This window comes from Streptomyces sp. NPDC007917, assembly GCF_042959105.1.
In the GTDB taxonomy this organism is placed as follows: Bacteria; Actinomycetota; Actinomycetes; order Streptomycetales; family Streptomycetaceae; genus Streptomyces.
Genome location: NZ_JBIBKK010000014.1, coordinates 32,486 through 45,172 on the forward strand (window position 1 = coordinate 32,486; position 12,687 = coordinate 45,172).

Below are 12,687 nucleotides of genomic sequence, written 5' to 3' on the forward strand. Positions count from 1 at the left end.
AGAACAAAGGAACCGGCCATGAACAGCTCCTCCGGACGGCGTCGCCTCACCGCCGCAGCTCTGACCGCCCTGGCCATCGCGGCCAGTGCCACCGCCTGCGGCTCGGGAGGCACCGGGGCGAAAGCGGCTGACAGTGGCACGTACACCATCTGGGACCCGTATCCCCAGTTCGACAAGGGCTCGGCATGGGTGAAGCTGCTGGACGAGTGCGGCACCAAGGCAGGCGTGAAGGTCAAGCGCACCGGCTTCGACACCAGCGACCTGGCGAACAAGGCACTGCTGGCCGCACAACAGGGCAACTCCCCGGACGTCCTCATCGTCGACAACCCGGTGGTGTCGACCCTGGCCGAGGCGGGCGTACTGACCACCACCGACGACAACAAGCTCGACACCTCGAAGGTGGATCCCAACCTGCTCGCGGCCGGCCAGTCGGGCGGCAAGACCTACGGCACCCCGATCGGCGCCAACACCCTCGCCCTCTACTACAACAAGAAGGTCCTGAAGGAGGCCGGGGTCGACATCGCCTCGGTCAAGGACTGGAAGTCGCTGACGGCGGCGCTGGAGAAGGTCAAGAAGGCGGGCAAGAAGGGCATCACGTTCTCGGCGATCGGCACCGAGGAAGGCAGCTTCCAGTTCCTCCCGTGGTTCTGGGGCTCGGGTGCGAAGCTCACCGAGCTCGACTCCGCCCAGGCCGTTTCCGCGCTGTCCCTGTGGAAGGACTGGCTGGCCAAGGGCTACGCCCCGAACTCGGTGCTCAACAACACCCAGACCACCAGTTGGCAGGAGTTCGCGACCGGCGACTACGCGTTCAGCGAGAACGGCACCTGGCAGCTCGCAGGCGCCAAGAAGGCGGGCTTCGACTACGGCGTTCTGCCCATCCCCGGCGCCGAGGGAGACAAGGCCGCGGCCCCGACGGGCGGCGAGTTCGTGACCGTCCCGGTCCAGGACTCGACCGACCGCTACGCCACCACGCAGAAGCTCGCGGCCTGCCTGACCAGCACCCAGAACCTGTACGACACCGACACCACCCTCTCCTACGTCGCCCCCACCTCCGCGGTCCAGGACAAGCAGGTGGCGGCCAACCCCGACCTCAAGCCGTGGGTGGACGCGGTCAAGGCGGCCCGCGGCCGTACCAGCGACAACCTGGGCACCAAGTACCCGAAGATTTCAGAGCAGCTGTGGAAGGCCGTGCAGTCCGCCCTGAGCGGCTCGAAGTCTCCGAAGGACGCGCTGAGCGCCGCTCAGTCCGCCGTCAAGTGACGCACTCCAGGGCCTTTTGATGAGTCACACCACACAAGTGCCGCATCGCCGGTCCGTGCCCGACCACACGGCGGTCCCCACCGCACCGCCCCGGACACGGCGCCGCCCCAGCTCCCAGCAGTGGGCCGCCTGGGCCTTCCTCACCCCGGTCACCCTCTACCTCGCCCTCTTCTACGCCTATCCGCTGTACCGCAACCTCGACCTGAGCCTGCGCAACTACACCGTCCGCTCCTTCGTCCAGGGCGACGCACCCTTCACCGGCCTGGCCAACTACCGCACCGTCTTCGACGACCCGACCTTCGCCCCCGCCCTGTTCCACACCGTGGTGTTCACCGCCGTGTGCCTGTTCTTCCAGTACGCCATCGGCCTGGCCCTCGCGGTCTTCTTCAACCAGCACTTCCGGCTCTCCGCCACCCTGCGCGCCCTGTTCCTGGTGCCCTGGCTGCTGCCGCTGATCGTGTCGGCCTCCACCTGGTCATGGATGCTCAACAGCGACTCCGGTGTCGTGAACGCCGCCCTGCACGCCGTCGGCATCGACCCGGTGAACTGGCTGACGTCACCGTCGTGGTCGCTCACCTCTGTGATCATCGCGAACATCTGGATCGGCGTCCCGTTCAACCTGGTCGTGCTCTACAGCGGCCTGCAGTCCATCCCGGCAGGCCTGTACGAGGCCGCCGCCCTCGACGGGGCGGGCGCCTGGCGCCGGTTCTGGAGCATCACCTTCCCGCTGCTGCGTCCGGTGTCCGCGATCACCCTGCTGCTGGGGCTGGTCTACACGCTCAAGGTCTTCGACATCATCTGGATCATGACCAAGGGCGGCCCGGCGGAATCATCCACAACCTTCGCCACCTGGTCCTATCAACTCGGCTTCGGCAACCTGCTGCCCGCTTTCGGCCCGGGTGCGGCCGTCGGCAACCTCCTCGTGGTCGCCGCTCTGGTCTTCGGCCTGGTCTACGTCCGGGTGCAGAGAAAGCAGGCGCTGACATGATGCGAAGCTCCAAGCGCACCTGGGGAAAGACGACGATCGGCCTCCTGCTGACCGGGATCATGCTCTTCCCGGTCTACTGGATGGTGAACGTGTCCTTCACCCGCGACCAGGACATGCGCAAGAGCCCACCGGACCTGTTCCCCGCCCACGGCACCCTGGCCGGCTACCGCAGGGTCCTCGACGAGCAGCTGCCCTACCTCGGCACCAGCCTCGTCATCGGCCTGGGCACCGTCGTGCTGACCGTGGCCCTGTCCGCGCCGGCCGGTTACGCGCTGGCCAAGCTGCGCCCGCGCGGCGGCGGGGTACTGAGCTTTCTCCTCCTGGTGGCCCAGATGATCCCCGGCATCATCATGGCGATGGGCTTCTACGCCATCTACCTCCAGCTCGGCCTGCTCCAGACCGTACCCGGCCTGATCGTCGCCGACTCCACCCTGGCCGTCCCCTTCGCGGTCCTCATCTTCACCGCGTTCATGTCCGGGATCCCGGGCGAACTGCTCCAGGCCGCGAAGACCGACGGCGCCGGGCCGGGGCGCACCTTCTGGTCGATCGTCCTGCCGATGAGCCGCAACGCCGTCGTCACGGTGTCCCTGTTCGCCTTCCTGTGGTCCTGGTCCGACTTCGTCTTCGCCAGCACCCTCGCGGGCGGCGGCACACACAAGCCGATCACCCTCGGCATCTACCACTACATCGGCAACAACAACCAGGAGTGGAACGCCATCATGGCCACCGCCGTTGTGGCCTCGCTGCCGGCCGCGGTCATCCTCGTCCTCGCCCAGCGGTACGTCGCCGCCGGCGTGACCGCCGGCGCCGTCAAGGACTGACCTTCCCCGGCGATCCTTCCCCCGCCCACCGGGAGGCCCCCGCCGGAACGCCGCACACCGTCGACCGGTCCGGCGCGCCACCACAGCCGTTCGGCACGCTGCCGACCCGCCACCGCTGAAGAAACGAGTAACGTTCATGACCGCCGCCCCGTCCGGCCCGGCTTTCTCCATCCACGACATTCCGTTCAGCACGCATGGATCCTGGTTCGGCATCTCGCCCGTCGTGGCCCAGAAGACCCATGCCGACGACCTCCACCTGGTTTCCCACCAGAACGGTATGCACGCAGTGCTGCGGTTCGTCCCCCTCGATGCCGGGACCGGCGCCCGGGCCACGACCCGCATCGAGGCGACACCGGGACTGCTCAGCTGGATCGGCGAAGGCGGCCGCATCGACCTAGCCTACGAGTCACCGGACACCGTACGGTTGCGCGGTGAGGGGCTCGGCCTGCGTATCTGTGCTGCCGAGCAGACCCTGACGCCCTTCACCGGCACCTACTTCTTCCGTGACCCGGTGGACGGGGCGTACGTCCTCACCTCGTACGAAACCGGGCGCCGCTACCGGATCACCGTGCTGTCCGCCGACGCGGTCGGTGTCTTCGGCGCCCAGGATCTGGGGAGCGCGGAACGCGGTCTGGCCATCGCGGCACAGAACGGCGGGGCCTGGGAGGCCGCTGTCGAGGAACTGGACAGCGCGCGCCGCCCCTACATCGCGCAGACCGCCTTCGACCAGGTCGTGACCGCCGCACAGAACGCCTTCGCCCAATTCACCGACATGGTCGCCCCGTGGCGCTCGGCCGCCACCCCGGCCGCCGAACTGGCGGCCTACGTCCTGTGGTCCGCGACGGTGAACCCAGCGGGCTTCGTCACCCGGCCCGCGGTGCTGATGTCCAAGCACTGGATGGACAAGGTCTGGAGCTGGGACCACTGCTTCAACGCACTGGCGCTGGCCCCCGGGCTGTCCGCGTCCGCCTGGGACCAGTTCTGCCTCCCCTTCGACCACCAGGACGAGAGCGGCGCCCTGCCCGACTCCGTGTGCCACTCGGAGATCCTCTACAACTACGTCAAACCCCCCATCCACGGCTGGGCTCTGGGCCACCTGCGCCGGCGCCTGCGCGAACCGCTGGACCCGGCGGAGCTGGCCCGGACGTACGACCGGCTAACCCGCTGGACCGAGTTCTGGCTCACCGCGCGAAGAGCGCCCGGCAGCGCCCTTCCCCACTACCAGCACGGCAACGACAGCGGCTGGGACAACGCCACGACCTTCGACCCGGAACGGGTGGTCGCCACCGCCGACCTCGCCGGGTTCCTGGTCCTCCAACTGCGCGAACTCGCTACCCTGGCCGAAGAGTTGGGGCGGTCGGACGACGCCCGCCGGTGGACGCGGACCGCGGACGCGACTCAGACCGCGATGCTCGACCACCTGTGGAAGGGTGACCACTTCGTCGCCCGCGGAGCGCACAGTGGGGACACATGGAGCAGTTCCAGCCTGCTGGACCTGATGCCGATCGCGCTGGGCGAGCACCTGCCGCAGCACGTCGCCGCCGTGCTGGCCGAGCGCATCCAGGCGCACCTGACGCCGTACGGGCTCGCGACCGAACTGCCCAGCTCCCCGCACTACCTCTCCGACGGCTACTGGCGCGGCCCCGTCTGGGCCCCCGCCGTCGTCCTCATCGAGGACGGCCTGCGCCGCAGCGGCCACCAGAGCCTCGCGGACGAGATCAGCGCCCGCTTCCGGACCCTGTGCGAGACCCACGGCTTCGCGGAGAACTTCGACGCCCTCACCGGAACCGGCCTGCGCGACCGCGCCTACACCTGGACCGCCAGTGGCTACCTGCTCCTCGCCGAAGCCCACGCACTCCGGCACGCCACGCCCGCCCCGCAGACGGGCGGATGAAGAACCCCTGTCCGCACTCCGTCCAACGGCAGCACACCATGGTTGGTCAGCCTGCCGTCGGGCTCTGCTGGGCATCCGCGCGCACGAATCCGTGGCTTCGTTCCACTTTCGCCACATGCAGCGTATAGGTCTGGTACCACTGGGCTCGCCCACGCTGTTGCGCCGCGCGGTGCTCGGCGTTGGTCCGCCACTCCGTGAGGGCGTCGGCATCACGGAAGTAGCTGACGGTGATGCCCAGCCCGCCAGGAGTCTGCGCGTGGTCCATCCCCAGATACCCGGGGACGTCCTTCACCAGGTCTTCCAAGTGTGCGCTGGTCTCGCTGTACTCGCTCTGGTCCTGGGTTCGGACCGTGGTGAAGACGGCCGCGTAGTAAGGGGGCTCATAGGCCTCGACGGGCACGGCAGGCGCTTGCGAGCGATTGCTTGTGGTGCCACCGTGAGGCGGGATGCGCCGCCGCGCGTCCACCTCTATTTCGATCTTCATCCGCGGGTCGGCGAGACCGCACATGAGCATCGTGGCGGCGGGCTGAACGTCGCCGAAGTAGCGGCGCAGGACCGGCCAGCAGGGTTCGAAGTCTTCGCGGTCGGGCAGTAGGTAGCGCACGCGCACCACGTCGGCGAAGGTGCACTTCGCCTCGGCCAGTGCGGCCCCGATGTTGCGGAGGCACTGCTCGGCCTGCTCCACCACGTCGTCGGAGATCGTCATGGTGGCGTAGTCGAACCCGGTCGTCCCGGACACATGCACCCAGTCGCCGTCGACCACAGCACGGGCATAGCCGATCTGCTCCTCAAAGGCCGAGCCGCTGAGGATCGCGCGTCGCTTTGTCATGCGCCGAACGCTAAATGCCCAGCACTGATACGTCTAATACGGCCGCATGCATGGTCTGATATCTCTAGGCGTATGGAGCGCCCCGAACTCCCCCTACCGCAGCTGCACGCCTTCGTCGTGCTCGCCGAGGAACTCCACTTCGGCCACGCGGCCGCCCGCCTGGGCATCGCCCAGCCGCCGCTGAGCCAGCAGATCCGCCGCCTGGAGGACAAGGTCGGCCACGCGCTGTTCACCCGCGCCCCAGGGCATGTCACCCTGACCCCAGCCGGCAGCGAGCTGCTGCCCGCCGCCCGGCGGGCACTCACCGACCTCGCGGACGGCCTGGCCGCAGCCCGGGCCGTCGGCAGCGGCCAGGCCGGCCACCTACGGATCGGCTTCGCCGCCTCCCTCGCCCTGACGATCCTGCCCGGCCTGCTGCGCACCTTCCGTCACCAGTTCCCTGGCGTGCACCTGGACATCCACGAGATGACCACCGCTCCACAGATCGCCGCCCTGCACGACAAGACCATAGACATCGGTCTACTGCGCGAACCCCCCACCGACGAGACAGAGCTCAGCTTCAGAACGGTACTCAGCGAGCCTTTCGTGGCCGTGCTGCCGTCCACCCATCCTCTCGCCACCCAACGGACCGTACAGCTTGCGCAGTTGGCAGACTCGCCCTTCGTGCTGCTGCCCCGCACGGTCGGCCCGACACTGCATGACCAGATCATCGGCCTGTGCACCGCGGCAGGGTTCACACCGCAGATAGTCCAGCACGCGGTGGAGTGGCAAACCGTGTGCGCCCTCGTGGAAACCGGCCTGGGTGTCTCCTTGGCCCCGGCGAGCATCCGACGCATCCGCCTCAAAGGCGTCGCCTTCCGCAGGATCGAACCCGGCATCGCCCGCACACGAGTCGCCGTCGCCTGGCGCAAAAACGACCACAATCCCCTGGTCACACGCCTGCTGGCGACCATCAGCCAAGTCCCGCCTGACAGCCCCTAGGCGGCGGCCGGCCTGCGCCAGAAGCCTGCGGGCAGGTCTTCGACTTCGACGGCTGCGTGGCGAAGATCAGCCGCGACCGGTAGCAGGGCGGTGTACGCCGGGTCGCCGTCGGCGGCCATACGCTCAATGACGTGGGCGTTAACGCGGGCCCGCTGGGCGACAACGGCCGCGAACGCCGCCCGGTCGCCGTCGTACCCATAGGCATCAAGCAGCAGATGCAGACGCCGGGATCGGTCCTCGAATGCCGTGAATCCGGTCTTCTCAGCAAACCGGCGGGCGTGCAACGGCACCCAGGTCAAGGCCATGAAGGCCAGGTCGAACTCGCGCGACGAAGGCCCGGCGGTGTCCCAGTCGAAGAACCCGGCCAAACCGCCGTCGCGCCACACCGCATTCCACGGGGCCGCGTCATGGTGACCAATGATCAAACCAGGCCGCCAGGTCTGTCCGGCGAGCCATCGCACGCCCTCCGGCGGGACGAACTCCGCCGTCGCGTCATGCAACCGCCGGGCCCACTGGCCGACGCCTTCCAGCGCGGTGTCCGAGTACACCCACGCAGGCCAGGGCAGGTCCTCACCGGCCGTCTCGCCCGCAAGATGGGTCACGACCTCGCGTTGCTGGTCGTCCACCCCCAACACGCGGGGCGCACCGTCGAACCCCACGGCTTCCAGGTGGCGCAGCACCGCGTGCACGCCGGGCGTCCACGGCTGCAGGGGCCGGTGGACCGCATCCCCGATCCGCACTGCGCCCACAGTCCTACCGCCGGGCAGACGCTGTTCTTCCATGCGCTGGTTCTACCGCATCCCGACCGGCCGCACATTTCCTTTTCCCGGCCGCGAACACACGGGCATTGCCTTATCGGCGCTGCTCACCGTCGCTGCGGGTCCGCCGGAGCGTGAAGGTGTCGACGGGTTCGACGCCTTTTGCGGCCGCCAGTCCCGGCGACCGAGTCGAATCTGGGGAGGTGGCGGGCCAGGTGTACTCGAACTCGGGAAGCTCGAAACCCTGGTCGAAGCGGCAGACGCGGGACGCGGTACGGCGGCCTCCGTGGCGTTCGTAAAACGCGATCGCGCGGGTATTGCCCTGCAGGACCTCCAGGTAGACGTCCTGGCCGGGGTGTGCGTGGGTGGACCAGGCCAGGGCATGCTCGATAAGCCGACTGCCCACCCCGCGCCCGGTGTCGCCGGGCCGGGCATGCAGGTTGTCGAGCAGGACCCGGCCGTCTGGCTGAGGTTCCAGGTAGACGAAGCCGAACAGCACGCCGGTTTCTACGGCCAGGAACAGTGCCGCGCCCGGGACGGGATCGGCCAACCGCGCCCGCCACACCTGTCGGCGTTCGGCGAGCAGCGGGCCGTCAAGGTACTGCGCGGGGAACAGGGTCGCGTAGGCTTTTCGCCAGCTGGCCGTGTGCAGCTCGGCGACGGCATCGGCATCGGTCGCCACGGCGGTTGTGATCTCCATAGCCGCATCCTCGCGGCCGACGCGGCCAACGTCTATGAACTGCGGCACGCTCGCCCCACTCGCTCGCTTACGCAGTCGCAGTCACCCGGCTGAGCGATCACGACGTGATGCCCGATCCCTGATACCCCAGTCTGAATACGCGAACGGCCGTGCGGGACGATCATGATCGTGACACCAGGATGGACCCGCACGGCCTTGAGCCATCGTGTCTGCACCGGAATCCCGCGCCGCCGCCTGGGCAAGCTGATCGCCGAGCTGTCCGAGCCATGAGTGGACCGCTCCACGATCACTCGCGCCGTTCACGAGGTCCGCCCCCTGCTCGCCGCCGCGGCTTCGCCGTCCCCGGTCCGTCCGACCTACGCCTGCGCACCCCTGGATGCGGCCTTCATGAGGTAATGACACGCGATTCACATGGTTTTCATGTACTATTGATGAGTGGAGGTGGATCCTGTGCCCAACGATCACGAGGCGCTGTTCAGCGCGGTCGATGCCCTGCTCGAACAGGTCGCCGACCCCTTGCCGCCGCCTGCCGAGCGCAAGCGTCTGCGGGAGGCGGCGGGGCTGAGTCAGGAGCAGATCGCAACGGCACTGGAGACCCGGCGTGAGTCGGTGGGGAACTGGGAGGCCGGGCGGGCCGAGCCGCGGCCGCCGAAGCGGGCCGCCTACGCCCGGCTCCTGGAAGGCCTCGCCGCCCGTTTTCCCTCCCCGGCTGCCGAATCCGTGCACGACACGCCGGCGGTGCCGTCGCCGAAGGCATCACCGGAACCGCGGACCGGGTCCCCAAGCCCGGCCCCGGAAGCTGCGGCCGCGAGCAGGGAGAGCCCCCCGCAGCGCTCCGATCCCGCTGATCCGTCGCCTTCGGCGGGCACCAGGAGGCCGTCGACTTCGCGGCGCCCGGGCGTGAAGAAGGCCGCCCCCGGAAGAACCCCCACGGCGGCCGCCGACGATCCACGGTTCACCCATGGGCCGCTCGCCGTCGTCGACGCCGGCGACGACCGGCAGGTCGTGGCGTACGGCGTCGGCGGCCTGCTCTTGGACGTGCCCGCCAAGTCCCTCCCGGCACTGGTGGAGTGGACGCTGAGGGAGGCGAGGCTCGGCGCGGCGCGCCTGCATGGGTCGGGTAAGGATGCTGACCCGCTGCTGGTGCTCACCGAGGCCGCGTGCGAGCGGTTCGGGCTGCCCGTGACACTGTCGGAGTCCGAGCGGCTCGCCGGGCGGCTACCGGAGGACCACAAGGTCCTGGGGCAGCTCGATCGCGCGGAGTGGCGGCTGACGAAGCGTGGGTTCGGCCCGTGGGCGCGGATCTACCGTCCTGCTCAGGGCGGGCAGCGGCAGTGCGTGCAGCTGTGCATCCCGTCGTGGAATGCGCTCGATGCCCGTTCCTGGGGCCACGCCGCCCAGCTGCCGCCGGCGGAGCTCGTCCGTCTGCTGGGCACCTACGCGCAGCGGGTGATGACGCCGCGTGGCTCCACCGCCGTCACCGGGCTGGAGCTGATGACCGCCCTTAACCCGCCCACGAGGGCGAGCGAGCCGGACGAAAGCGGCAGGCGACACAAGGAGCATCGGCCCGGCTCATTGGGCGAGCAGGCGATGGACTGCGCGCCGTGCGAGGCACCTGACGGGCACCCGCTGCTCGCCGATCTGCCCCGTTTCCACCAGCGAGGGCCGGCGGAGATGCTGTTCGAGGAGGCGTACGACTGGGCGCGGGAGTTGACCGACGCCGAGTGTATGAAGCGGTTCCTGGTCGGCATCGACGTCAACCTCGCTTTCGGCGCGGCCGCCAACGGCGCGGTCGTCGGCCTGGCGACACCGCCCGTGCACGTCGTCAACCCCGAGTTCGACCCGGCACTGCCCGGGGCGTGGCTCGTCGACCTCTCCCACGTCGACCTCTCCCGCGTGGTGGTCGGCAAACAGTGGCGGCAGCTCGACGGCGACCTGCTGCCCAGCCCCTTCACCCCGACCGGCGAGCGGCCCACGGGCCCGGCCTGGTACGCCACGCCGACCGTGGCGTACGCGGTGGAGCTCGGCTACGAGGTCGCCCCCATCGAGGCCTGGGTGCGGCGGGAGAAGGGCAAGTTCCTGGACGGCTGGTACAAGCGGCTCCGGGACGCGTACGTCCACACCATGGGCGACCTCGGGGTAGGCGAGAAGCTACCGCCGAGCGAGTTCCTGGCGGCAATGGACGGCTACAAGCAGCGCGACCCCGAGATGGCGATCGTCCTGGACGCGATCAAGTCGACGGTCAAGGGCGGTATCGGCAAACTGCGGGAGCGGGCACGGGGCGGCAAGCCCGGGCAGGCGTGGCCGGCCCTGTCCCGGCCGACATGGCGGCCCGACATCCGCGCCGTCGTGATTTCCCGGGCGCGAGTGAACATGCACCGCAAGATGATCAGCTTGGCCGCTGCCACCGGGCAGTATCCGGTGGCGATCCTGTCGGACTGCGCCGTCTACGCCGCCGACGGGCCCTCCCCGCTGGACGTCCTGCCGTACGACGCCGACGGCAAGACGGTGCCCGGCTCCTTCCGGCTCGGAGTCTCGCCGGGGATGGTCAAGCACGAGGGCACCCAGACCACCCTGTGGGGTGAGGAAGTGCGCGAGCAGTACAGCCCGACCCTGAACCTGGCCCGCTACATCAAGACAGGCGAGGTCACCGCCAAGGACGACGGAGAATAGGGGAGCGAGCGATGGTCACGGTCGGGGAAGGGCTCGACAAGGCGGTGCAGGGCGCGTTCACCCGCCCCGTCCCGAAGTCCGCCGGTGCGCAGATGCGGTACCTGGTCAAGCAGCTCAAGGGCACCAGGCCCGTCGCCCAGCTGCTCGGCATCACCCAGCGCACCGTCGAACGCTACGTCAAGGACCAGATCAAAAAGCCCCGCAGGGACCTCGCCAAGCGGATAGAGCGCGAGGTGAAGAAGCGGTGGCAGCCGCAGATCCGGGCCAAGGCCAGGCAGACCGCGGCCACCACCACCGGCATCGTCATCGACGTCCGCGCCCGCTTCGGCTTCACCGCCGCCCCCGGCACCACCGACGACGCCCGACTACGCCACCTCCCCCCACTCGCCCTGCCACCGCGGCACGCCGCACGCCTCTTCGACGCCCAGGAAACCGGAGCCACCGAACAGCAGCTGCGCGACATCACCGCCGAGGCCCTGGGCGAGGTGTACTTCCGCGACAACGGCCGCCGTGCCCACGGCCTGGAAGTGGAATTCACCGACCTCGAACACCTGGAGTTCGACCTGTAGACCAGGTGCGTATGCCCCCGCATGCAACGTTCAAGCAGGTGGTGACCTGCGCAGATCGCCGGGGCGGGACGTCGAGGAGGGCAGATGAGCCACGGACAGGGTTCCCACCTGTGCGGATGCCTTATCGACCCCCGCACCGTTCTGCCGCCAGTCTCGCGAACGAGTCGATGTCACCCGCGTCAAAGGCCTCCATGATGGACACCGGCGCACCGCATTCCTGCTCGACCAGACTCACGATCTGCATGATGGACAGAGAAGTCGCCGCCAGATCGAAGAAATCCTTGTGCACGTCGATGGTGTCGAGGCGCAGGACCCGACGCACGATGTCGAGCACGCACTCATAGGGGCTGTCCTGCATCGAGGCCTTTCCTCCCGCTGTGGACGCCGTCGTGATGACGGTCGGCTCACCCGGCTCAGGGGAGCTCGGAGAGACAGACTGCTAGGACGGCGGTCGCAGTGCCCGTGCCACATGGGAAACGATCTCCTCCATGGCGTCCCGTACGAAGAAGTGGCCTCCCGTGACGCCCCTGGTCTCGAAGGAGCCGGTGGTGTGGGTACGCCACCCTGACACTGCCTCGGCGCCGACGATCGGGTCGTCGTGGCCGACGAACGCCGTGACCGGGCTCTCGAGTGGTGGGCCGGGCTGATACTCGTATGTCTCGTACCACGTGAAGTCCGCCCGCAGCACCGGGAGCAACAAGTCCATCAGCTCCTCGTTCTCGGCGATCTCCGGCGGAGTACCGCCCCGGGCCCGGAGCTGCCGTATGAGCTCGGCGTCGTCGAGCGTGTGGAGCCTCGTGGCCGAGTGCGGCACATCCGGGGGAGGCTCCGCGCTGAGGAACAAGCGGGTGGGCGCGGGGTGTCCTCGTTGCCGCAAGGCCCGGGCGAGCTCGAAGGCGAGCAGGGCCCCGCCACTGTGTCCGAACAGTGCGAACGGCGTGTCGGCCGTATGCGGTGCGATCGCGTCGGCGAGTTCGGCGACCAGCGCTCCGAAGCAGGTCTGCGGAGGCTCCGCGAAGCGGTCCTCGCGCCCCGCCAGTTGCACCGCCCACAGCTCGACGTCCGGCGGCAGGACATCCGCCCAGGGCAGGAACGCCGATGCGGCGGCGCCCGGAAAGGGAAGACAGAACAGGCGATGGTGCGCGTTGGGCCGACGAACTCTGCCCAGGCAGGGTGTGTCGAATGCGAACGTAGCCACCGGCCCAGCTAATCAC

The 12,687-nt window shown here is 69.0% G+C and carries 12 protein-coding genes; 7 read left to right on the top strand and 5 right to left on the bottom strand.

Annotated elements, in window-relative coordinates:
* Nucleotides 1-18 precede the first annotated feature (18 nt).
* From ACFZDL_RS26770 to ACFZDL_RS26785, 4 genes are all read left to right on the top strand, one after another.
* The gene (locus ACFZDL_RS26770) at nucleotides 19-1,260 is read left to right on the top strand and encodes a sugar ABC transporter substrate-binding protein (RefSeq protein ID WP_353593764.1); all 1,242 of its coding nucleotides are present in this window, start codon (nucleotides 19-21) and stop codon (nucleotides 1,258-1,260) included.
* A gap of 19 nt (nucleotides 1,261-1,279) precedes the next feature.
* Nucleotides 1,280-2,248 (top strand): sugar ABC transporter permease, encoded by a 969-nt coding sequence (locus ACFZDL_RS26775; RefSeq protein ID WP_353593765.1) that lies wholly within the window; start codon nucleotides 1,280-1,282, stop codon nucleotides 2,246-2,248.
* A complete protein-coding gene (locus tag ACFZDL_RS26780) occupies nucleotides 2,245-3,069 on the top strand; it encodes a carbohydrate ABC transporter permease (protein ID WP_353593766.1) in 825 nt (274 codons plus the stop codon). The genes ACFZDL_RS26775 and ACFZDL_RS26780 overlap by 4 nt, the downstream gene beginning before the upstream one ends.
* Before the next feature lie 136 nt (nucleotides 3,070-3,205).
* The gene (locus ACFZDL_RS26785; protein WP_353593767.1) at nucleotides 3,206-4,963 is read left to right on the top strand and encodes a trehalase family glycosidase; all 1,758 of its coding nucleotides are present in this window, start codon (nucleotides 3,206-3,208) and stop codon (nucleotides 4,961-4,963) included.
* A gap of 46 nt (nucleotides 4,964-5,009) precedes the next feature.
* Here the strand turns inward: ACFZDL_RS26785 and ACFZDL_RS26790 are convergent, their stop codons facing one another.
* Complete coding sequence (locus tag ACFZDL_RS26790) at nucleotides 5,010-5,792, bottom strand: Rid family hydrolase (RefSeq protein ID WP_353593768.1); 783 nt, start codon at nucleotides 5,790-5,792, stop codon at nucleotides 5,010-5,012.
* Between the two features lie 72 nt (nucleotides 5,793-5,864).
* Here ACFZDL_RS26790 and ACFZDL_RS26795 point away from each other — a divergent pair, with 72 nt between their 5' ends.
* Nucleotides 5,865-6,773 carry a LysR family transcriptional regulator gene (locus ACFZDL_RS26795; RefSeq protein WP_353593769.1) on the top strand — a complete coding sequence of 303 codons (909 nt, stop codon included), beginning with the start codon at nucleotides 5,865-5,867 and terminating at the stop codon, nucleotides 6,771-6,773.
* Here the strand turns inward: ACFZDL_RS26795 and ACFZDL_RS26800 are convergent.
* Nucleotides 6,770-7,555: a phosphotransferase gene (locus ACFZDL_RS26800; protein WP_353593770.1), complete on the bottom strand. Its 786-nt coding sequence runs from the start codon at nucleotides 7,553-7,555 to the stop codon at nucleotides 6,770-6,772. The genes ACFZDL_RS26795 and ACFZDL_RS26800 overlap by 4 nt on opposite strands.
* A gap of 70 nt (nucleotides 7,556-7,625) precedes the next feature.
* Nucleotides 7,626-8,231 (bottom strand): GNAT family N-acetyltransferase, encoded by a 606-nt coding sequence (locus tag ACFZDL_RS26805; RefSeq protein ID WP_353593771.1) that lies wholly within the window; start codon nucleotides 8,229-8,231, stop codon nucleotides 7,626-7,628.
* Nucleotides 8,232-8,681: 450 nt separating this feature from the next.
* Here ACFZDL_RS26805 and tap point away from each other — a divergent pair, with 450 nt between their 5' ends.
* Together tap and tpg are read left to right on the top strand one after the other, a co-directional pair.
* Entirely contained in the window at nucleotides 8,682-10,904 is a 2,223-nt protein-coding gene (tap, locus tag ACFZDL_RS26810) for a telomere-associated protein Tap (RefSeq protein ID WP_353593772.1), read from the top strand.
* A gap of 11 nt (nucleotides 10,905-10,915) precedes the next feature.
* Nucleotides 10,916-11,473, top strand: a complete 558-nt coding sequence (tpg, locus tag ACFZDL_RS26815; RefSeq protein WP_353593773.1) for a telomere-protecting terminal protein Tpg — start codon at nucleotides 10,916-10,918, stop codon at nucleotides 11,471-11,473.
* A gap of 121 nt (nucleotides 11,474-11,594) precedes the next feature.
* Here tpg and ACFZDL_RS26820 read toward each other — a convergent pair whose 3' ends face one another.
* Nucleotides 11,595-11,831 (bottom strand): acyl carrier protein, encoded by a 237-nt coding sequence (locus ACFZDL_RS26820; protein ID WP_353593774.1) that lies wholly within the window; start codon nucleotides 11,829-11,831, stop codon nucleotides 11,595-11,597.
* Between the two features lie 81 nt (nucleotides 11,832-11,912).
* On the bottom strand, nucleotides 11,913-12,671 hold the full coding sequence (locus ACFZDL_RS26825; protein ID WP_353593775.1) for a thioesterase domain-containing protein: 759 nt from the start codon (nucleotides 12,669-12,671) through the stop codon (nucleotides 11,913-11,915).
* Nucleotides 12,672-12,687: the final 16 nt, after the last annotated feature.

Excerpts from the sequence above, each read along its gene's own strand:
- ACFZDL_RS26805 (WP_353593771.1), bottom strand. The coding sequence starts at position 8,231 with ATGGAGATCACAACCGCCGTGGCGACCGATGCCGATGCCGTCGCCGAG.
- ACFZDL_RS26790 (WP_353593768.1), bottom strand. The coding sequence starts at position 5,792 with ATGACAAAGCGACGCGCGATCCTCAGCGGCTCGGCCTTTGAGGAGCAG.
- ACFZDL_RS26795 (WP_353593769.1), top strand. The coding sequence starts at position 5,865 with ATGGAGCGCCCCGAACTCCCCCTACCGCAGCTGCACGCCTTCGTCGTG.
- ACFZDL_RS26785 (WP_353593767.1), top strand. The coding sequence starts at position 3,206 with ATGACCGCCGCCCCGTCCGGCCCGGCTTTCTCCATCCACGACATTCCG.
- ACFZDL_RS26820 (WP_353593774.1), bottom strand. The coding sequence starts at position 11,831 with ATGCAGGACAGCCCCTATGAGTGCGTGCTCGACATCGTGCGTCGGGTC.
- ACFZDL_RS26780 (WP_353593766.1), top strand. The coding sequence starts at position 2,245 with ATGATGCGAAGCTCCAAGCGCACCTGGGGAAAGACGACGATCGGCCTC.
- ACFZDL_RS26775 (WP_353593765.1), top strand. The coding sequence starts at position 1,280 with ATGAGTCACACCACACAAGTGCCGCATCGCCGGTCCGTGCCCGACCAC.
- ACFZDL_RS26800 (WP_353593770.1), bottom strand. The coding sequence starts at position 7,555 with ATGGAAGAACAGCGTCTGCCCGGCGGTAGGACTGTGGGCGCAGTGCGG.
- ACFZDL_RS26770 (WP_353593764.1), top strand. The coding sequence starts at position 19 with ATGAACAGCTCCTCCGGACGGCGTCGCCTCACCGCCGCAGCTCTGACC.
- tpg (WP_353593773.1), top strand. The coding sequence starts at position 10,916 with ATGGTCACGGTCGGGGAAGGGCTCGACAAGGCGGTGCAGGGCGCGTTC.